16 protein-coding genes and 2 pseudogenes are annotated in these 21,569 nt (G+C 40.0%); 10 read left to right on the top strand and 8 right to left on the bottom strand.

Going from position 1 to position 21,569, the window contains the following annotated elements:
• Nucleotides 1-116: 116 nt before the first annotated feature.
• From mnmE to rpmH, 5 genes are all read right to left on the bottom strand, one after another.
• Nucleotides 117-1,472 (bottom strand): tRNA uridine-5-carboxymethylaminomethyl(34) synthesis GTPase MnmE, encoded by a 1,356-nt coding sequence (mnmE, locus tag M5121_RS11890; protein WP_249571297.1) that lies wholly within the window; start codon nt 1,470-1,472, stop codon nt 117-119.
• Between the two features lie 114 nt (nt 1,473-1,586).
• Nucleotides 1,587-3,347, bottom strand: a complete 1,761-nt coding sequence (gene yidC / locus M5121_RS11885; RefSeq protein WP_249571296.1) for a membrane protein insertase YidC — start codon at nt 3,345-3,347, stop codon at nt 1,587-1,589.
• 5 nt (nt 3,348-3,352) lie between these two features.
• Entirely contained in the window at nt 3,353-3,673 is a 321-nt protein-coding gene (gene yidD / locus M5121_RS11880; protein ID WP_087537331.1) for a membrane protein insertion efficiency factor YidD, read from the bottom strand.
• Nucleotides 3,674-3,682: 9 nt separating this feature from the next.
• The gene (gene rnpA / locus M5121_RS11875; protein ID WP_249571295.1) at nt 3,683-4,078 is read right to left on the bottom strand and encodes a ribonuclease P protein component; all 396 of its coding nucleotides are present in this window, start codon (nt 4,076-4,078) and stop codon (nt 3,683-3,685) included.
• Nucleotides 4,079-4,105: 27 nt separating this feature from the next.
• Nucleotides 4,106-4,240 (bottom strand): 50S ribosomal protein L34, encoded by a 135-nt coding sequence (rpmH, locus tag M5121_RS11870; protein WP_000831329.1) that lies wholly within the window; start codon nt 4,238-4,240, stop codon nt 4,106-4,108.
• Between the two features lie 667 nt (nt 4,241-4,907).
• On the opposite strand from rpmH, the gene dnaA reads away from it, so the two are divergent.
• The 4 genes from dnaA (at nt 4,908) to gyrB (ending at nt 11,177) form a co-directional block, all read left to right on the top strand.
• On the top strand, nt 4,908-6,311 hold the full coding sequence (gene dnaA / locus M5121_RS11865; RefSeq protein ID WP_087537333.1) for a chromosomal replication initiator protein DnaA: 1,404 nt from the start codon (nt 4,908-4,910) through the stop codon (nt 6,309-6,311).
• 90 nt (nt 6,312-6,401) lie between these two features.
• Nucleotides 6,402-7,550 carry a DNA polymerase III subunit beta gene (dnaN, locus tag M5121_RS11860; protein ID WP_005158909.1) on the top strand — a complete coding sequence of 383 codons (1,149 nt, stop codon included), beginning with the start codon at nt 6,402-6,404 and terminating at the stop codon, nt 7,548-7,550.
• 27 nt (nt 7,551-7,577) lie between these two features.
• A complete protein-coding gene (gene recF, locus M5121_RS11855) occupies nt 7,578-8,660 on the top strand; it encodes a DNA replication/repair protein RecF (RefSeq protein ID WP_249571294.1) in 1,083 nt (360 codons plus the stop codon).
• A 48-nt stretch (nt 8,661-8,708) separates the two neighbouring features.
• Entirely contained in the window at nt 8,709-11,177 is a 2,469-nt protein-coding gene (gene gyrB / locus M5121_RS11850) for a DNA topoisomerase (ATP-hydrolyzing) subunit B (protein ID WP_249571293.1), read from the top strand.
• A gap of 116 nt (nt 11,178-11,293) precedes the next feature.
• Here gyrB and M5121_RS11845 read toward each other — a convergent pair whose 3' ends face one another.
• Nucleotides 11,294-11,851 carry a VTT domain-containing protein gene (locus M5121_RS11845; protein ID WP_249571292.1) on the bottom strand — a complete coding sequence of 186 codons (558 nt, stop codon included), beginning with the start codon at nt 11,849-11,851 and terminating at the stop codon, nt 11,294-11,296.
• 306 nt (nt 11,852-12,157) lie between these two features.
• Entirely contained in the window at nt 12,158-14,086 is a 1,929-nt protein-coding gene (locus tag M5121_RS11840; protein ID WP_249571291.1) for an ATP-binding cassette domain-containing protein, read from the bottom strand.
• A 209-nt stretch (nt 14,087-14,295) separates the two neighbouring features.
• On the opposite strand from M5121_RS11840, the pseudogene M5121_RS11835 reads away from it, so the two are divergent.
• From M5121_RS11835 to erpA, 5 genes and pseudogenes are all read left to right on the top strand, one after another.
• Nucleotides 14,296-14,766 (top strand): annotated as a pseudogene (locus M5121_RS11835) (putative solute-binding protein); the annotation flags it as partial.
• 160 nt (nt 14,767-14,926) lie between these two features.
• A pseudogene (locus M5121_RS11830) lies at nt 14,927-15,927 on the top strand (putative solute-binding protein).
• 215 nt (nt 15,928-16,142) lie between these two features.
• Nucleotides 16,143-17,150 carry a putative solute-binding protein gene (locus M5121_RS11820; protein WP_249571288.1) on the top strand — a complete coding sequence of 336 codons (1,008 nt, stop codon included), beginning with the start codon at nt 16,143-16,145 and terminating at the stop codon, nt 17,148-17,150.
• A gap of 282 nt (nt 17,151-17,432) precedes the next feature.
• Nucleotides 17,433-18,437 carry a putative solute-binding protein gene (locus M5121_RS11815; RefSeq protein WP_178883124.1) on the top strand — a complete coding sequence of 335 codons (1,005 nt, stop codon included), beginning with the start codon at nt 17,433-17,435 and terminating at the stop codon, nt 18,435-18,437.
• Nucleotides 18,438-18,559: 122 nt separating this feature from the next.
• Complete coding sequence (gene erpA / locus M5121_RS11810; protein ID WP_004675453.1) at nt 18,560-18,895, top strand: iron-sulfur cluster insertion protein ErpA; 336 nt, start codon at nt 18,560-18,562, stop codon at nt 18,893-18,895.
• A gap of 49 nt (nt 18,896-18,944) precedes the next feature.
• On the opposite strand, the gene M5121_RS11805 is transcribed toward erpA, so the two are convergent.
• On the bottom strand, nt 18,945-20,072 hold the full coding sequence (locus M5121_RS11805; protein ID WP_249571287.1) for an anhydro-N-acetylmuramic acid kinase: 1,128 nt from the start codon (nt 20,070-20,072) through the stop codon (nt 18,945-18,947).
• Between the two features lie 61 nt (nt 20,073-20,133).
• Here M5121_RS11805 and tyrS point away from each other — a divergent pair, with 61 nt between their 5' ends.
• Nucleotides 20,134-21,366, top strand: a complete 1,233-nt coding sequence (gene tyrS, locus M5121_RS11800) for a tyrosine--tRNA ligase (protein WP_152630146.1) — start codon at nt 20,134-20,136, stop codon at nt 21,364-21,366.
• Nucleotides 21,367-21,569: the final 203 nt, after the last annotated feature.

Below are 21,569 nucleotides of genomic sequence, written 5' to 3'. Positions count from 1 at the left end.
TTTATTAATCTAAAAAATTAATTCTTTATTTGGTATAAAATACACAATAAATTCTACAAAAAAAGCACTAAGAAGATATTCTTAATGCCTATATAAAATTTTAAACTCTTAAAAAATTACTTTCCAATACAGAATGAACCAAAAATTTTTCCGAGTAAATCATCAGCACTGAAATCACCCGTGATTTCGCCCAACGCATTTTGAGCCAGTCGCAATGATTCAGCTACAAGTTCACCTGCATTAAACACAACTAACTGCTCACGTGCTTCTGCAAGATAGCGCTGAGTACGCTTCATTGCATCTAAATGACGTGTTCGGGCGATAAAGGTGTCTTCCTCAGGTTGGAAGCCCGCATGCGCTGTAATCGCCTCTATGAGCGCCTGAACACCCATATCTTGTTTTGCGGAGACACTGATATGACGGAAGCCTTGATAATCACTTAATGTGGCATCTTGACCCGTTAAATCGCATTTATTGCCAATCAATAGCAAACGTTTTGGCTCAAGATGCTCTGAAAAATATTCATACGCCAATTGCAATGGCTCATCACCTTGATTCAAATCATACACCAACAGCAGCAAATCGGCTTGTTCGATTTCCTTGATTGCACGACGAATCCCTTCCTGCTCTACAATATCGCCCGTCTCACGTAAACCAGCAGTGTCAGTTAAGGTGATCGGCAAGCCATTTAAACTGATCTTTTCATGTAGTACATCACGAGTAGTACCTGCAATATCGGTCACAATGGCACGCTCATGCCCTGCAAGTGCGTTTAACAGACTCGATTTACCCGCATTGGGCTTACCCGCGATCACCACCTGCAAACCTTCACGTAACAGCTGTCCTTGGCGTGCAGATTGCTGTACGGCCTTGACCGAATCCTGTACATCATCCAGCAAAGCTAAAATCTTGCCATCGGCAAGGAAATCAATTTCTTCTTCTGGAAAATCAATCGCGGCTTCAACATGTAAACGCAAGTGAATGAGCTTTTCTAAAACCGTATTAATTTTGGTTGAAAATGCACCTTGTAGGGAACGAACTGCCGAACGTGCGGCGGCCTGTGAGGTGGCATCAATCAAATCAGCAATCGCTTCCGCTTGTACTAAATCCATTTTGCCATTTTCAAAGGCACGCATGGAAAATTCACCTGCCTTTGCAGCAGTCGCGCCCAAATCGAGCAAACGTGCCAGCAAAGCATTTTGGATGACAGGGCCACCATGCCCCTGTAATTCCACCACATCTTCGCCAGTAAACGAGTGCGGATTTGGAAAACATAGCACGATGCCTTCATCCATCACCGAGCCATCGGCATCACAAAACTGACGGAAACCTGCCATGCGTGCCGCAGGGAGCTTTTTCTGGGTCAGTTGCTCTGCTATTGCATAGGCTTTCGGTCCAGAAAGTCGAATCACGCCCACACCACCACGACCTAATGGGGTAGCAATCGCAGCAATTGTGGTTTGATGTTGCATGTTAAATTCACCTAAAAAACACGAGGGTTATGAAACAGGAACCCTAAATACAGACAAAGAAAAATCCGCTTAAGATTACCATCTTAAGCGGATTTATTCAGTAAAAGTTCGAACTTAAGAACTCGATTCAACCTTGTTGAGACGGTCTTTTTCGACACCTTTGTTAATAAACCATTGTTGCAAAATGGTAATACTGTTGTTGACGATCCAGTAAAGCACCAAACCAGCAGGGAAAAACAACATGAATACCGTAAACATGATTGGCATGATACGGAATACCTTTGCCTGCATTGGATCAGTTGGTTGAGGATTCAACATTTGCTGAACATACATGGTCACACCCATTATCAACGGCAAGATGAACCATGGATCCATCGCAGATAAATCTTGAATCCAACCTAACCACGGTGCATGACGCAATTCAACAGATTCCATCAATACCCAATACAAGGCTAAGAAAATCGGCATTTGTAATAGCAATGGCAAGCAACCAGACAATGGATTGACTTGTTCACGCTTATATAAGGCCATCATTTCTTGTGAGAAACGCATACGGTCTTCACCAAATTCTTCTTTCATACGTTGCATTTCTGGTGCAATCACACGCATTTTCGCCATCGAACGATAACTTTTTGAAGAAAGTGGCCATAAAATCAACTTCACCAAGATCGTCAATAAGATAATTGACCATCCCCAGTTACCAACAAGATTATGGAAGAATTGCAAGCCCAGGAACAATAACTTGGCAATTGGCCATAACCAACCGTAATCTACAGTTTGGTTTAAACCAGCAGCTAAATCTTTGAGTTCAGACTGAATTTTTGGGCCAGAATAAAGTTGTGCATCCACTTCCATTGACGTACCCGCAGGTACATTGATCACTGGAGAGGTGAAGCCCATGATATTCATGCCATCAGTAGACTGGCGTGATTCTAATTTTGCGGCATAAGGCTGACCATCAGCCTGAGTCAGTTTTAAATTCCCAGGAATCCAAGCACTGACAAAATAATGCTGAACCATGGCCACCCAGCCACCTTTGGCTTCAACATTTAATTTTTCATCATTGAAATTCGCAAATTTCAACTTGTTATAATGCTCCTCTGGCGTGCCCCATGCACCCCCAAGATAAGTTCCCAAAGTAAAGATACCTTGAGAAGATTTACCTGGATCATCAGAATTGTCACGCTTTAACTGACCAAACATTTGGCCTTGCCAGTTTTGCTGACTACGGTTAACAACCTGATGTTTCACTGTAATTGGGTAATCACCTTGCGTGAAGGTGAACGACTTGATCACTTCCACACCTTCAGGTGTTTTAAATACCAATGGCACAGTCAACACTTGATGTGTCTTACCATCTTTTGCTGCAACGCTCTTCGCATCTGCCAAAGTATACGCTGTTTTTTCAACATCATACATTGGACGGCCGCTACGGCTGCTATCTGGTCCATTTAAACCAATTAAACCAGATTGAGCGACATAAGTACGTTTCGCATCACTTTCCAGCATGACAAACGGCTTATCGCTGTCTTTGCTTTCATCATGGCTTAACAATTCAATACGGACAATATCACCACCTTTTGGATTGATCCACAGGTGATAAAGATCAGTTTGTACTGAAATCAGTTGCTGACTCACAGATGTATTATGCTCTGTGGTTTGTGATGCAGTCACATTTGCTTGTGGCAAGTCTGAAGCCGCTGTTGCATTTTGAGCGTTTGGCAAATCCGCAGATACGTCATGTGCCGTGACAACCGCCGCTTGTTGTTGCGGTGCCGGTGCAGCATGACCATAGTCTTTTTGCCAAGCCAAAATAAGCAAATATGCGGTAACAAACATGGCTCCAAGAATTGCAAATCTGGCCCATTGTTGCATATCTATTATCCCAAATGGTTAGAGAGATTTTGCTTGAATAAACGATCACGAAAGGGTACAGCAACGTGATACATTTGAGAATCTATTTGATGAAACGAAATAAAACGAAGTGCCTTGCGCGGTACGGGATCATAGCCTGAACCACCCCAAGGATGACAACGGCAAATTCGTTTAGTCGATAACCAGACACCTTTGACCGCACCATGTGTTTGCAATGCTTCAATCGCATATTGCGAGCAAGTAGGAATATAGCGACAACGAGGACCCAATAATGGACTAATAGCAATCTGGTAACATCTTATCAACCAATGTAGTAATCGTACCATTGGAGATCTCTAATTTTGTGAGGATGTTATAACAGCTTTTGAATGCTTTTTTGCTAAGCGTTGTAATTTTTGCCAAGCAAACTCTAATTGTTGATGTAATTCTTGATTTGCGATTGCTTCTATACCAACTTTAGGCATCACCACAATATCGATATCAGCATTAAATTGCACTTTGTGTAAGCGAAAGCTCTCCCGAGCAAGACGTTTTATTCGATTTCGTTCATGAGCACGACGTACTTTCTTTTTAGCAACGACAACACCCAAACGGCTATTTGGCTGTTCGGTTAATTTTGCTAAAAAAAGGAAATGGGGCTGGTGCACTTTAAAAAGTGCACCATCAAATACACTTTTGTAATCAGCGGCACAACGAATACGAGATTCAATGCCGAAACTGTAAAGTGCCATCACCCAAATCTGGTCAGCTTAACAGTATTAAACAGTTAAGCTATGACGACCTTTTGCACGACGACGAGCTAAAACTTGACGACCTGCTTTAGTAGCCATACGAGCGCGGAAACCATGAACGCGTTTACGCTTTAATTCAGATGGTTGGAAAGTACGTTTCATATCGAAACTCCCAAAATGATCTTTCTATAAAGGTCCGCGATTTTATTGTGCAATGTTTACGCTGTCAATGGAAAATCAAAAACTTTACATTTTGTTTGTTCTGTTTTGGAGCAATAAAACACCTCGCAAATATCTCACATGATGGAAAACAAAAATTATACACAAGCTATCCCTTTATATTATATCAATATTTAACTATATTCACAGCTTACATACAGGATTATCAACAACCAAGATTCTAGTTTAAATTTAATTCTTGGATTTTGAATTTAAATTTCGATATGCTTAGTTATCCACAACCCAACCCAATCTTATAAGTAAATTCAAATTTTAAAATTTAAATTTATTCTTATTAGGATGCATTTTTTCTGTGGAAATTGATGTTTTTATACGTTTAAACAAGGATTTACTTTGTGGATAACTATGTTTTTATTAATTTTATAAATTGTGGATAACTTTAGCACTAAAACTATCCACAGCTTGTGCAAAAAGTTATGCACAAGTGGTTTTAAATTTAAATTTATAATCAAATGCTTTCTTTTTCGGCAAAAGTCTCATAAATTTGCCTGACAGATGTGGATAACTTGGTTAGAATGGCCACCCCTTCGAAAGATGGGAGTGGTGGTTTCTTTATTTTTGAATTTAAAATGGATATTAGGGGATGCACATGCTCTGGACAGACTGCTTAACTCGCTTGCGACAAGAGCTCTCTGACAACGTCTTTGCGATGTGGATTCGTCCTTTGGTTGCTGAAGAAGTTGACGGTGTGATGCGTTTATATGCACCTAATCCATATTGGACACGTTATATTCAAGACAACCATTTAGAGTTAATTTCAATTCTTGCTGAGCAATTATCGGAAGGTCGAGTACGTCAGGTTGAAATCTTGGTTGATTCGCGTCCAGGTACTATTTTGTCTTCTCATGAGCAACCTGCAACCACGACCGCGGCTTTAGGTAACACTTCAACCACTCCAATCGTTCCTATTAAAGCTAAGAAAGAAACTGATTTGGTGCAACCAAGTCAAAATGTCGCGAAAATACCAAAGAAAAGACAACTCAACCCATTATTCACATTCTCTTTATTTGTTGAAGGCCGTTCTAACCAAATGGCTGCTGAGACTTGCCGTAAGGTATTAACCCAATTAGGCGCATCTCAGCACAATCCTTTATTTTTATATGGTCCAACAGGTTTGGGTAAAACACACTTGATGCAAGCCGTAGGGAATGCACTTTTACAAGCCAAACCGAATGCACGTGTCATGTATATGACCTCGGAAAGTTTTGTACAAGACTTTGTCAGTTCATTGCAGAAAGGTAAGGTTGAAGAATTTAAGAAAAATTGTCGTTCTTTAGATTTATTGTTGGTTGATGATATTCATTTGCTTGCTGGTAAAGAAGCAAGCCTTGTTGAATTCTTTTATACATTCAATGCTTTACTGGATGAATCTAAACAAATTATTTTAACCTCAGACCGTTATCCAAAAGAACTCACGGAATTGGATCCGCGTTTGGTTTCTCGATTCTCTTGGGGATTATCTGTTGGTGTTGAGCCACCAGATATTGAAACACGTATCGAAATTTTGCTAAAAAAAGCTGAAAATAGTGGGGTAGATTTGCCACGAAATTGTGCTTTATTCATTGCACAACAAGTGGTCGCAAACGTTCGTGAACTTGAAGGTGCCCTCAATAAGGTGGTGGCTATCTCACGTTTTAAAGGCACTGCGATTGATTTGGATGTGGTGCGTGAGTCATTAAAAGATGTTTTAGCGATTCGTGCACGCACCATTAGTGTGGAAAATATTCAGCGCGTCGTCAGTGAATATTTCCGTATCCCACTAAAAGAATTAATTGGACCTAAGCGCACCCGTATTTATGCACGTCCACGCCAATTAGCGATGGGGCTAGCCCGAGAGCTGACAGGGGATAGTTTTCCTGAGATTGGAATGGCATTTGGTGGTCGTGATCATAGTACCGTGATGCATGCCTGCGAAAAAGTGGTTAGCTTGCGCGAACAAGATCCAATTTTTAATGAAGATTATAAAAACTTACTTCGTCTGTTACAAAGTTAATCTATTTTTCAGAGTTGCAAACTACTTTTAAGTGCAGCATAGTACACTGCTAACATTCATATCAGCTTCTGTTGTAAGAGGAATAAAATCGTGCGTTTGAAAATCGCTAAAGAAAGTTTAGTCAATGTTTTATCACATGTGGTGGGGGCTGTTGAGCGTCGCCATACTTTGAATATTCTTTCAAATGTCAAAATTCAAACCACTCAACAGGCCTTAACGATTACGGGTTCTGATTTAGAAGTTGAATTAGTCGCAAGCACAACTTTATCTGAAGGTGCTTGTTTAGAGGTGGGTGAAACAACTGTTCCTGCACGTAAACTCGTTGAAATCTGTAAATCCCTTCCGACAGCAGCCTTAATTGATTTGCAAATAACAGAAGACCAACGCTGTATTTTAAAATCAGGCAATAGCCGTTTCGTATTAGGTACCCTTCCAGCAGAAGATTATCCATTACTCACGACTGACAATAGTCAAGGTACTCAGGTTCAAGTCACTCAGCGTGAATTAAAACGTTTATTTGAAAAAACAGCCTTTGCGATGGCAGTTCAAGATGTACGTTTTTACTTAACTGGTACTTTGTTGGAAATTGATCAAAATCAATTGCGTACAGTAACAACAGATGGTCATCGTTTAGCTTTGTGTGAAGTTGCTGCTTCATCAACTGCATCGGCACCGATTCAAGCGATCGTACCTCGTAAAGCGGTTGGAGAGTTACAACGTTTACTGAGTATTGAAGATGAACAGTTGACTGTGTTGATTGGACGTGAATTGTTGAATGTCACCATCAATACGCCAAGCCGTGATAAAGAGCAGGGCGATATTACCGTGCGTTTCACCACCAAGCTGATTGATGGCAAGTTCCCAGATTATCGCCGTGTGATTCCTAAAAATGGTGACAAGCATGTCTTTATTGCTCATGATGTCTTTAAGCAATCTTTACAACGTGTTGCTATTTTAAGTAATGAAAAACTTCGTGGTGTTTTCTTGAATTTTAATCAAGATTCATTGCAGTTGCGTGCCAATAACCCAGAACAAGATGAGGCGGTTGAAGATATTGCAATTCAATATCAAGATGCACCTTTAGAAATGTCATTCAATGCGCAATATATCCTTGAAGTACTTGGTGTGCTGGATGGTGATGACGTGAAAATGAGCATGAGTGAAGCCAATCAGTCGGTGCTTGTTCAAGATCCAGCGCATCCTGATCAAACTTATGTCGTGATGCCAATGCGAGTTTAATGACGATTGATGTTTGAGTTTTAAAGCATGCAAATCACGCGTTTAAATATCGAACGTGTACGTAATTTAAGGACGGTTGCACTCCATGAGTTGCAACCGTTTAATATTTTTTACGGCGCAAATGGTTCTGGAAAAACGTCAGTTCTAGAGGCTATTCATTTACTGGCAACAGGGCGTTCATTTCGCACCCATATTCCAAAACATTACATTCAATATGAAGCAGGCGATGCGATTGTTTTTGCGCAATCTGCCACTGAACGTATTGGCATGCAAAAGCTAGCTTCGGGCGAACAGGTGATTAAGGTCAATGGCGATACCATTGCGACTCAAGGTCAACTGGCAAAATTATTACCTTTACAGCATATCGATCCACAAAGTACCGATATTATTGATCATGGCGCAAAGCCAAGACGACAGTTATTAGACTGGTTAATGTTCCACGTGGAACCTGAGTTTTATTTTGCTTGGCAGTATTATTCACGTGCTCTGAAACAACGAAACAGTCTATTAAAAACACGTCGAAATCTCAGTTTGTCTGAACTTGAGCCGTGGAACAAAATGCTCAGTGAATATGGTGAAATTTTACATTCACAACGGATCAGTATCGTTGAACAATGGAATCAATACTTTCGTGAGGATTTACAGCAGCTTCTGCCAGATATTGATATTGAACTCGAATACTATTCAGGATTTCATACTGAGCAAGGGTTATTTCAAGACCTTATTCAACAGCATCAAAAAGACCTTGAGCGTCGATATACTGAATACGGTCCGCATCGTGCTGATTTACGGCTAAAAACACCTTTTGGCAATGCGGATGATGTACTCTCTCGTGGGCAAAAAAAGTTGTTAATCATGGCATTAAAACTGTCACAAATTGCAATGCTGCATGCGAGTAATAAGGAAACTGTGGTATTATTAGATGATCTGACAGCAGAGTTAGATGAGACCGCACAACAACGGTTAATTGAGCGATTGAGTCAGTTAGGAAGTCAAGTTTTTATGACCACCTTAGACCATGCGTCGGTATTAAAACACTTACAGGATTTGTCGATTTCTTTTCAATTATTCCACGTTGTTCACGGTCAAGTCAGTCTTGCTGCACCATAATTTTATTTCCTCATTTTTGGATAGATTAATATTTACTAGGGAGTAACCATGAGTTCAGAGTCTCAATCAGTCTCTCAAACAGAACAATCAAATGAAAAAGCTTATGATTCCTCTAGTATCAAAGTTTTACGTGGATTAGACGCGGTTCGTAAACGTCCTGGTATGTATATCGGTGACACTGATGACGGTACAGGTTTACACCATATGGTGTTTGAGGTGGTGGATAATGCCATCGATGAAGCTTTAGCAGGACATTGTGATGAAATTTTAGTCACGATCCATGAGGATGAGTCGGTCAGCGTATCCGATAATGGTCGTGGTATTCCAACAGATATTCACCCAGAAGAGGGGATATCTGCAGCAGAAGTGATTTTGACCATTCTGCATGCGGGTGGTAAGTTTGATGATAATAGCTATAAGGTGTCAGGCGGTTTACACGGTGTAGGCGTTTCAGTTGTAAATGCTTTATCAAAAAAATTACAACTTACAATTTATCGTGCTGGACAGATTCACGAGCAAGAATATCAGCATGGTGATTCACAATATCCATTGAAGGTTGTGGGTGAGACAGATAAAACAGGAACAACTGTTCGTTTCTGGCCAAGTGAGCTTACTTTTAGTCAGACCATTTTTAGTGTGGATATCCTCGCACGTCGTTTAAGAGAGCTTTCTTTCTTGAATGCGGGTGTGCGTATCGTATTGCGTGATGAACGCGTTAATCTCGAAAATGTTTATGATTACGAAGGTGGTTTATCAGAATTCGTTAAATACATTAACGAAGGCAAAACACATCTCAATGAAATTTTTCACTTCACGACTGATGCTGACAATGGCATTGGGGTGGAAGTGGCATTGCAGTGGAATGATAGCTATCAAGAGAATGTTCGTTGCTTTACCAACAATATTCCACAGAAAGATGGTGGTACTCACTTAGCAGGTTTCCGTGCGGCTTTGACCCGTGGTTTAAACAGCTACATGGAAAATGAAAACTTACTCAAAAAAGAGAAAGTGGCTGTTTCAGGTGATGATGCTCGTGAAGGCTTGACTGCAATTATTTCAGTAAAGGTTCCTGATCCAAAATTCTCTTCTCAAACCAAAGAGAAGTTAGTTTCGAGTGAGGTTAAACCTGCTGTTGAACAAGCAATGAATAAAGAGTTTTCAGCTTATTTGCTTGAAAACCCTCAAGCAGCAAAATCAATCGCGGGCAAAATTATTGATGCAGCTCGTGCACGTGATGCAGCTCGTCGAGCGCGTGAAATGACACGTCGTAAGAGCGCTTTAGATATTGCAGGTTTGCCAGGGAAATTAGCCGACTGTCAGGAAAAAGATCCAGCATTGTCTGAACTGTATCTAGTCGAGGGTGACTCTGCGGGCGGTAGTGCCAAGCAAGGTCGTAACCGTAAGATGCAGGCTATTTTGCCGTTGAAAGGTAAAATCCTGAACGTTGAACGAGCACGTTTTGACAAGATGATTTCAAGTCAGGAAGTTGGAACGCTGATTACAGCTTTAGGCTGTGGTATCGGTCGTGAAGAATACAACCCTGATAAATTACGTTATCACAAAATCATTATCATGACCGATGCGGACGTTGATGGTTCACACATTCGTACCTTGTTGTTGACTTTCTTCTTCCGTCAAATGCCAGAATTGGTAGAGCGTGGTCATATTTATATTGCCCAGCCACCTTTGTATAAATTAAAGAAAGGTAAGCAGGAGCAATACATCAAAGATAATGATGCATTAGAAACCTACCTTATTTCGAATGCGATTGATGAACTTGCTTTGCATATAAGTGCAGATTCACCTGCGATTACGGGTGAAGCTTTGGCTAAAGTTATTGCAGATTATCAAGTGTCGCAAAAAAGCTTGCAGCGTTTAACACTACGTTATCCTGCGAGTTTGTTAGATGGTCTGCTTGAACTAGAAGCTTTTAAAGCGGATCACAATCATGAGCGTGAATATGTTGAGTCTTGGGCAGAACAATTACGTGCTGCAATTGAGAAACTCCAACCAAGTTTACGTCCAGAGATTTCTTTAGAATCATTTGAACGTGAGAACTCACACGGCGAGAAATCAGTTCATTATTGGCCACGTGTCACCGTGTATGTACATAACTTGCCACATTCATATTTGCTTGACGCAGGATTGTTAAACTCTGCTGAATATGCACGCTTACTGAAGAATGCGAAGAGCTGGTTTACGTTGCTCGAAACGGGCGCTTATTTGCAGAAGGGTGATCGTCGTATTCAGGTGAATAGTTTCCATCAAGTATGGCAGCATATTTTGCAAGATTCTCGTCGCGGCATGATGATCCAACGCTATAAAGGTTTGGGTGAGATGAATGCTGAGCAGCTTTGGGAAACCACGATGGATCCTGAAAACCGTCATATGCTCCAAGTGACGATTGATGATGCGATTGAAGCAGATCGTATGTTCTCTTGTTTGATGGGTGATGATGTAGAACCACGTCGTGCCTTCATCGAAGAAAATGCACTAAATGCGGATATTGATGCTTAATTAAATTAATGTGAGATTTAGTTTGTATTATTTCTCTCGTATACAAGAAAAAGGCGATGCTTGATGCATCGCCTTTTTCTTGTATGAGTGTTTCACGTGGAACATCACTGGTTTTTTTATTTATCGACTAAATCGCCGACTTGGATCAATGCATGCCCAAATAAATAACCAGCAGTAACCAGCACACTAATCCATAATAGCGCGCCTAAGATATTATAAATTACGAAATGGGTATAATTCATGGCACTAGAGCCAGCGGCTAAAGGTGCAAAAGAACGTGCAAATGGGATAAAACGAGCCAATAGAATAGTTTTCCCGCCATGTTTTAAGAAAAAGGTATTAGTTTTCTTTAAATATTCTTGTTTGATAAAGCGTGAATCCATTTTAAAAATACGATCACTAAAATGACGACCAATATGATAATTCACCATATAGCCCAATGTTGCGGCTACAAACAATAAACTAATCATATAGCCAAGATGCATCATTTCAATGACTGAGCAGAGTGCACCAACAGTGAGTAATAAACTATCACCAGGGAGGAAGAACATAAAAACAAAAGCGGTTTCTGCAAATATAATTAAAAAAAGAATAGCGTAGATCCAAACGCCATACTCTTGGATCAAGATTGGAAGAAAATGTTCAAAATTAAAAATAAAATCTAAAGAATTCATTCAGTTTGTATGAGTCCAAATCAGGTACTTACCAAATTGAAGTACAAAAAATATTAAGAAAGTAGACGTTTTAAACGTCAATCGAAAGTCAAAACTTTAGAATGATGGGAGCTGAGTATATCGAGCCTAAACACAAAGCTCAATTTTTGAGGAAATTTCCATTTTTTAATTTAACTGATTAGATAGAAAAAGACATGATATTTAAATATGGATTATCAATGTAATTGAGTTTGAGTTTCTATTTTTCTTGTATTGATTAAATTGAAAAAACCTAACCACACATTTGGTGTGGTTAGGGGATGTTGCTTAGTTTTCAAATGAGCCTTCAAGTTCCTCTAAACTCATCATGAATTCTAGTAATTGCTCTTCAAAACTTTCCAATTTGGCTTTGAGTTCATTTTGTTCATTCATTAGCTTCATGAGATCATTTTTGCGATTTGCTTCATAAAGCGTCGTGTCGCCTAGAAGTTCTTCGATCTCAATGAGTCGTGGTTGAATTTTACCAATCTGTGATTCGACTTTTTCCATGTCTTTTCGGATAGGTCGAGTCAGTTCACGACGGCGAGCAGCTTCTTTACGTTGAGCTTCTTTATCTACTTTAGGAGTAGCAAATTGAGATGAATTACTCTCTTGTTGTGAAGCACTCTGTGCATTTATTTGTTGTTGGCGCGCTTCACGTAACCATTTTGCATAGTCCTGAAGATCACCTTCAAACTCTGTGCATTTTCCTGCATGAACAAGTAACAAATCATCGCACACACTTGCAATCAATTGACGTTCATGCGAAACCAAGACCACCGCACCCTCAAAATCTTGCAATGCCATGGTCAAAGCGTGGCGCATATCTAAATCTAAATGGTTAGTCGGTTCATCTAGAATCAGTACATTAGGACGTTGCCAAACAATTAAAGCTAAAGCCAGACGAGCACGTTCTCCACCAGAGAAGCTCTCACATGGTGTGTCCATGCGTTCACCACTGAAGCCAAAGCCACCCAAGAAAGAGCGTAAAGATGCTTCACTGATTTGTTTATCTGCGATACGTGCCAGTTGAAGCATTGGGCTTGCATGCGCGTCTAAAGCATCCATTTGATGCTGAGCAAAATAACCGATATTAAGAAGTTCAGAAGCTTTACGCTCTCCAGCTAATAGTGGCAAGTCACCAACCAAGGTTTTGATTAGAGTGGATTTACCTGCGCCATTCATTCCGAGTAAGCCTATTCGAGAGCTTGGCGTAATCTGCAAACGAATTTTTTCAGCGATGACTTTGTCACCGTAACCGATCGTTGCACCATCAAGACTGAGTAATGGTGAACTCATTTTGGTAGGTTCACGGAAGCTAAAGGTGAAAGGTGTATCCACATGTGCAGGTGCTAATTGCTGCATACGTTCTAATTGTTTAATCCGACTTTGGGCTTGGCGAGCTTTGGTGGCTTTTGCTTTGAAACGATCAATAAATTTCTGTAAATGAGCACGTGTTTCTTGTTGCTTCTCAAAAGCTTGTTGTTGTTGTGCTAAACGTTCGCTTCGTGTGGTCTCAAATGTTGAGTAATTTCCTGTATACAAGGTTAATTCTTGGTTTTCGATATGCAGAATATGATCAGTGACTGCATCCAAGAAATCACGATCATGTGAGATTAAAACCAGAGTACCCTCATAAGCTTTAAGCCAGTCCTCAAGCCATAAAATTGCATCTAAATCTAAATGGTTGGTTGGTTCATCTAATAATAATAAATCTGAACGACTCATCAGTGTTCTGGCAAGATTAAGTCGCATGCGCCATCCACCTGAAAAGCTGGCTACATTTAATCGAATTTGATGATCTAAAAAGCCTAGTCCAGCCATCAGCTGTGCTGCTTTAGCAGGGGCAGCATAACCATGAATTTCATCAAATCGACCATGTAATTTGGCTAAATCATCATTACTCAATTGATCTGGATGCGCTAATTTTTCTTGAATGTCCCAATATTCTTCGTCACCAGACAAAACAAAATCAATTGCTAGCATTTCTAAGGCTTTAATTTCCTGAGCCATGTGTGCCACAGTCCAAACCGCTGGACGAGTTAGATTCCCTTCATCTGCAACCAAGTCACCTAAGAAAGCAGCAAATAGTGTTGATTTGCCTGCGCCATTCACGCCAGTAAGACCAATTTTCCAGCCAGGATGAAGCTGCATCGATGCTTTTTGAAATAGAACTCGCCCACCACGGCGTAATGAAACTTGGTCAAATTGAATCATGAGTATGCAAAATAGCGAAGAGATAGCTGCATTTTAAGGTGATCGCCCATGAATGCAAATTTTTATATTACAGATCAAACTGATCGAATTAAATCATTCTACCAATAAAAATAGAGCAAAAACTCTATTTTTGTCATTCAAATCAGATTATTATTTAGTTTTAGTGAAAAATAAGTAACAAGATTAAAAGTATAGTGACAGGATTAGGGATGAACAAAGCAATTCTTGCCGTGGGGGCAATGCTGATGTTGGGGGGAAGTATGCAGGTCAATGCAGATACTAAAATTTGTGTTTTTGACTTGTTGGGAAAATCTGTCGATGCGACTGGTGCTGTACCGAGTTATGCAATTGCACAAAAAGCCATTAGTTTTGCGTTAGATAAGCGTAATCAACGTCGTCTGACCAGTAGTATAGGTAATCAGGTCTACGAAGTTGTCGGTATATCACAAATTGGTCTGGCCTATATCTTTGTAAAAGATAAAAACGTGAACAGCATTGAACAGATCAAGGGTAAAAAATTTGCGGTGTTGGCGTATGACAAAGCACAAAAAATCGTTGTTAAAAGCTTGGGTGGGCAAGCGGTCCTTTCGGACATTTCGGATATTGCCAAAAAGTTTAACAGTGGCGAGGCCGACATTATGGCGGCACCTGCTTATGCCTACAAGCCACTGGAACTATACATAGATATTTTATCAATGAGTAAAATGTGATGAGTACTATTAAAAATTAGTAAAACCCGATGTATGTAAATAAAAGGACTAGGCTTTTAGTTAAGATCTGACTATATTCTTTTCTCGGTGGTGGAAAAATATGCAAAAACAGCAAATAAGGGAAAACAAAATGAAAAAAGGACTTTTGGCATTGAGTGCTGCGACTCTATTTGTCATGACTACTCCTGTACAGGCAAAACAAGAAATTTGTGTATTTGATCTATTGGGAAAAGCTGGCGAGTCTTACAAACTTGTTGAAGAGTGGAAGCTTGCCTCAAAAACATGGCAAGCTGATGTTGAGCTGATCCCTTATCAAGATGAAGAAAAAGCGGAGAAAGATTTCGATGCGGGTAAATGTGACGGGGTTTATATGACTTCGATGCGAGCTCGTAAATATAATAAATTTGCAGGATCTGTTGATGCTATAGGCGCGGTGACTAGCAATGCGATTGCCCAAAAAGCAATTACTTATGTGCTTGATAAGCGTAACCAACACCGTTTAACTGCAACAACCAATGGTGAGAAATACGAAGTTGTTGGTATTATTCAAGTTGGCTTAGCCTATACTTTCGTACGTGATAAAAATATAGATACGATTGAAAAGGCCAAAGGTAAAAAATTTGCGTATTTACATTATGATCAAGCGCAAAAAACGATTGTTGAAAGCATAAATCTTGTTGCTGTACCCTCTGATATTTCAGATTTTGTGAAGAAGTTTAATAGTGGTCAGGTTGATGTAATTGCTGCACCAGCATATGCATATAAACCTTTAGAAATTAGTAAAGGTTTAGCAAATGGTGCATTATTTAATTTTCCAGTTGTGAATATCACGGGGGATTTAATTATTCGCCCTGGGCAATTCCCAAGTGGTTTTGGTACCCAATCTCGACAATGGTTCGTGACAAATTGCCAAGTAACTTCGCAATGGTACAGCGTTTAGAAGCGGGTATGAATGCAAAAAGAATTACATTGTCTAGTGAAGATAAAATTCGCTATCAAAAAATGTTGCGTGATGGACGAATGAACTTGACCAGACAAGGAGTCTACGATGCCAGCATGATGAACGTCCTCAAACGAGCACGTTGTACGGTTGAACGCACTAACTTTGAATGTTCTTTGAGTGCCGAATAGTTATAGTTTTCTTCCTGAATTTATAAATTGATTAACGAAAGTCATCACTTATCACAAATATGTTTATGAAAATAAGTGAATGAGATAAAACAGGACAAAAAGTAAACATTATTGACATAAAAATAGAGCACAAGCTCTATTTTTTTTTGAAAAACATGATTAATATTTGCTTCGAACAAGGAGACAAACATAAAGTTTGTGGAAGGATGAAAAATATGAAAAAAATTGCGTTAGCTATTGCAGCAACTTCGATCTTAGGTGTATCTGCTTCTACTCAAGCAGCAATTGATGTGTGTGTATTCGACTTATTAGGAAAGTCAGGTGAATCATACAAAATGATGCAGGACTGGGCACTTGCAGCAAAAGGCTGGGGCGCTGATGTAAACCTTCTTGCAATCACCGATGAACAAGTCGCTGATAATAACTTTAAAGCGGGTAAATGTGCTGCTGTAGCAATGACAGCAATGCGTGCTCGTCCATATAACAAGTTTGCGGGTTCTATTGACTCTTTAGGTGGTGCGCCAAGTAATGAAATCGCTCAACGTGCGATTACTTATGTTCTAGATCAACGTAATGCAGCAAAAATGGTAACTAACCTTGGTGGTAACAAATACGAAGTTGGTGGTATTGCTCCATTAGGTGCGGCTTATATTTTCGTGCGTGATAAGAGCATTAACTCAATCGAAAAAGCAGCGGGTAAAAAATTCGCAGTATTGGGTTATGATGACGCGCAAAAAATTATGGTACAACGCGTAGGTGCACAAGCTGTACTTTCTGATATTTCTAACTTTGCTGCTAAATTTAACAATGGCCAAGTAGATATGGTAGGTGCTCCTGCTTATGCATATAAGCCATTAGAGTTGAGCAAAGGCTTAGGTGCTAACGGTGCGATGTTTAACTTCCCAGTATTACAAGTGACTGCGGATCTTGTGTTACGCCCAGAAAAATTCCCAGCTGGTTTTGGCCAAAAATCTCGTGATTATTTTGTGAAGCAACTTCCAAAAGCTTTCGCAATGATCAAACGTTATGAAGCTGAAATTCCAGCAAAATACAAAATGAACTTAACTGCTGAAGACAAGTTAAAATATCAAAAACTAATGCGTGATGGTCGTTTAGAAATGACTAAACGTGGTATTTATGATGCTAGTATGATGTCAGTATTGAAGAAAGCACGTTGTTCAGTAGACAAAGCGAACTTTGAATGTGCATTACCTGGTGAATAATCATCAAATGCTATAAAAGCAACTTAAAGCCTAGATTTTTCTAGGCTTTTTGTTTTTAAGTGCTTGTCATTTAAGTCATTGTCTTTATATAGAAATATCGCAATCATACTCATATAAAAACAAATGAAATCGAGAAGATTTAAAATATGTTTTAATCAGGAAGATTAAAAACGACTGTATTTAAACATATATTCATTTGAAGACCTTATTAGGATAGAACGTTGCTCTTCATATACGTAAATGTTTCGCAACAAAACAATATAGATGCAAAGGAAAAATAATATGCAATGGTTTAAGCCTTTACTACTTGCAACAGGCATAGCAACTGTCTCTGTTGCAGCTCAAGCAAAACAAACAATGTGTGTATTTGACATCGTAGGTAAAAGCGGCGATGTATATGCATTAATGAAAGATTATCAGCTTGCAGCTAAAACTTGGGGTGCAGATATTGAACTCAAAGTAGCGACGAATGAAGCTGTAATTGCTGAAGATTTTAAAGCAGGGAAATGTGATGGCGTCAGTATCACAGGTATGCGAGGCCGACAATTCAATCCATTTACAGGCTCATTAGATGCAATTGGTGCTATCACCGACCTTAAGCTTGCTGTCAAAGTGATGCAAGGGTTAGCCAGTCCAACTTTTGCCAAAGCGATGGTGAATGGCAAATATGAGGTGGCTGGTGTGATTCCGATTGGTGATGCATATTTATTAGTAAATGACCGTAATATCAATACCGTTGCAAAAGCTGCAGGTAAAAAAATTGCGGTTTTAGACTATGATGAAGCACAAAAAATTATGGCTTCACAAGTGGGTGCTCAAGCTGTAAGTTCAGATATCACTAATTTTGGTGCTAAATTTAATAATGGTCAGGTTGATATCATTGGTGCACCTGCTGCCGCGTTTAAACCATTAGAACTTTACAAAGGTTTAGGTACTAAAGGTGCGATTGTCAATTACCCAATCTTGCAGGTGACAGGCAACCTGATTATCCATCCTGATAAATTCCCTGCTGGTTTTGGTCAAAAATCAAGGGAATGGGTGAAGGCACAGTTACCACGTGCTTTTGGCATACTTGGCAAGATGAAAGCGGATATTCCACAAAAATACTGGATGGAAGTTCCTGCGGCTGACAAGCCTGGCTACCAAAAGCTGATGCGTGAAGCGCGTATCAACCTGACTGCAAAGGGCATTTATGACAAGCGTATGATGAAATTGCTATGGCAATTCCGTTGTCGTGAAGATGCCAAGAACTTTGAGTGTGCGCTACAGGATGAAAACTATAAATAATCCTGTAAAAAGTCTTTAAACACACTTTAAACTTCAAATACAGACCCGATATTGAGTATGTTATACTGAATATCAGGTCTTTTATTTTTTTAAAGACATATTGAAGTCTGAGGAACATCATCATGAACGCCCAAGCTCTTGAATTGTCAGATAATGCTGCCAAAAAAGTTCGCCAGTTACGCGAAAGTGAAGGGAATAACGATCTCATGTTACGCGTTTATGTCACGGGTGGAGGGTGTTCTGGATTCTCTTATGGCTTTAATTTTGCTGAAAGTGTCAATGAAGATGATGCTGAATTCAGCAATGGTGATGTAAAAATGCTGGTTGATTCCCTGAGCTATCAATACTTGGTTGGTTCAGTGGTTGATTATCTTGAAGGACTGGAAGGTTCTCGCTTTGTGGTGCAAAACCCGAATGCAACGACAACTTGCGGTTGCGGATCATCTTTCTCGATTTAATAGATTCTAAAGATAAAAAAGCTTCTCAATTTGAGAAGCTTTTTATTGTTTATACCATCGTAATCGTACCTAAAATACGATCACCCGATGCACCTGTTACAGCGGGTAAATTCCCACTCAGTTGTTCAACGAAACGCATGGCTAACCATGCAAACGCCGTCGCTTCGACCCATGTCGGTGCTAAGCCAAGGGCATCCGTGGTTTGTACTGACCAATTGTGTTTGCGTAAGCGCCAACGTAATTGTTCCAATAAATAAGAATTATAAGCACCGCCACCACAAACGTAGAGTTCGCCTGTTTCCATGCTAGAACGATAGACTGCTTTTTGAATTGCCCTTACGGTAAGTTTCAGTAAGGTCGCTTGAATATTTTCAGGTGTATCTTCGAGTTCGTCATAGGTTAAATCATTGCGCCAATCGATCAGTTGATCATCTAACCAATCAATATTAAAGTCTTCGCGACCTGTACTTTTTGGAGGTTCTTTCGAAAAGTATTCGTGTGAGTGCAATCGATCTAATAGGGAACGTATTGGATGGCCATAAGCAGCCCAGTCGCCATTTTCATCGTATGGATGCCCTGTATGACGATGACACCATGCATCCATTAACATATTTGCAGGGCCTGTATCAAAGCCATAAACACCGTCAAGGTCATTTGCAGGCAACATACTGACATTGGCAATACCGCCTAAATTCAAAATGACACGATGGATACTGTCATGCTGAAACAAAGCTTGATGGAAAGCTGGTACTAAAGGAGCACCTTGCCCTCCTGCGGCCATATCACGACGCCGAAAATCAGAAACGACAGGGAGTTGAGTAATTTCAGTGATGATATTTGGATCACCAATTTGTAAGGTAAAGCCATGCTCAGGGCGATGGCGAATAGTTTGCCCATGAGAACCAATCGCCTTGATTTGATTACGATCTAAATTGTTCCTTTCAATCAGCGTATTAATGCCATGTCCAATCATTTGTGCCAAAGCGACATCAGCTTTACCCATACGATCAATTTCATTGTCGTCAGGAAGCGTTAAAGCCATTAATTCATCACGTAATTCAGGCTCAAAAGGCACAGTCAGTGTGGCATGTAGTGTTAAAGGGTCAAATGAACTTGCAACAATATCAACACCATCCATGCTCGTGCCTGTCATTACACCAATATAGATCGCGCTCATATACAACTTATCCTGCAAGATGCTGAAAAAATGTTAGTATATCGCACAAATTGAATAACTGATGTGTTTAGGTTTTGTGATGTCAAATTTCTTGCCAGCCGAAGAACAGCTTGCTCTCATTCAACGAGGCACGCACGAGATTATCTCTGATGAAGATTTATTGAAAAAACTGAAAGAGAATCGTCCACTCCGTGTAAAAGCAGGCTTTGACCCAACGGCTCCTGATTTACACTTAGGACATACGGTTCTAATCAATAAATTAAAAACCTTCCAAGATTTGGGACATGAGGTTACTTTCTTGATTGGTGATTATACCGCCATGATCGGTGATCCAACAGGCAAAAGTGCAACACGTCCGCCGTTGTCGCAAGAGCAAGTACTTGCCAATGCCAAGACTTATCAAGAACAAGTTTTTAAAATTTTAGATCCAAATAAAACCAAAGTTCGTTTTAACTCAGAATGGTTTAGCCAAAAAACTGCAGCTGATTTAATTCAATTGGCAAGTCAGCAAACTGTATCACGTATGTTGGAACGTGATGACTTTACCAAGCGCTATAACAACCACCAGCCAATCGCAATCCATGAGTTTTTATATCCACTGGTACAAGGCTATGACTCGATTGCGCTTGAAGCAGATGTTGAGTTAGGTGGAACAGACCAAACTTTTAACTTGCTCATGGGACGTACTTTACAAGGTCGTTACGGTCAAGAATCACAAGTCTGCATCACTGTACCGATTCTTGAAGGTTTAGATGGCGTCAATAAGATGTCTAAATCTTTGGGCAACTATATTGGCGTATTTGACACCCCGGGTGCAATGTACCAAAAAATCCTGTCAATGCCAGATAGCTTGATTGAACGCTACTTTGATTTACTCAGCTTTAAGTCACTGGATGAAATCAAAGTCTTGCTAGATGAAATGGCTGCGGGTCGCAATCCACAAGAAATCAAACGTATCTTGGCACTTGAGCTGGTGGAGCGTTTCCATGATGCAGAAGCGGCTGAAAATGCACATAAGAGTGCAGGTAACCGTGTCACAGAAGGTGAAGTGCCAGAAGATACCCCAGAAGTGACGATTTCTCGTGGTGAGTTTGGTGGTGAGTTATTTATTGCAACCATTCTTCGAGTGGCAGGCTTAAATCCAAATGCAGCTGCTGCAAAAGATGCCGTGGGTCGTGGTGCGGTTAAAGTTGACTGGAATGTGGTTGATATGAGCTTCTCTGTAAAAGAGAATGTCACTTTAATCATCCAATCGGGTAAAAAAGCGATTGCTCGTGTGACTTTTACTGATTAAATCACAATGGAAAAAATAAAGAGCAGGCCATTAGCCTGCTTTTTATACGTAAATAGCTGATAAAAACAACGAAAACACTAATTTTGTAGAAAAAAGAAACATGCAAAAGAAAATAATAAAAAAGGGGGTTGTGTTGGGAGAGGAATGGTGTAGAATGCACATCCATCGGCGGTGATGCAGATAAAAACTTGTTGAGAAACAAG

The organism is Acinetobacter sp. ANC5681, from assembly GCF_023488045.1.
Classification (GTDB): Bacteria; Pseudomonadota; Gammaproteobacteria; order Pseudomonadales; family Moraxellaceae; genus Acinetobacter.
The sequence above is the reverse complement of the archived record's forward strand: the minus strand, read 5'-3'. Positions and strand labels throughout refer to the sequence as shown.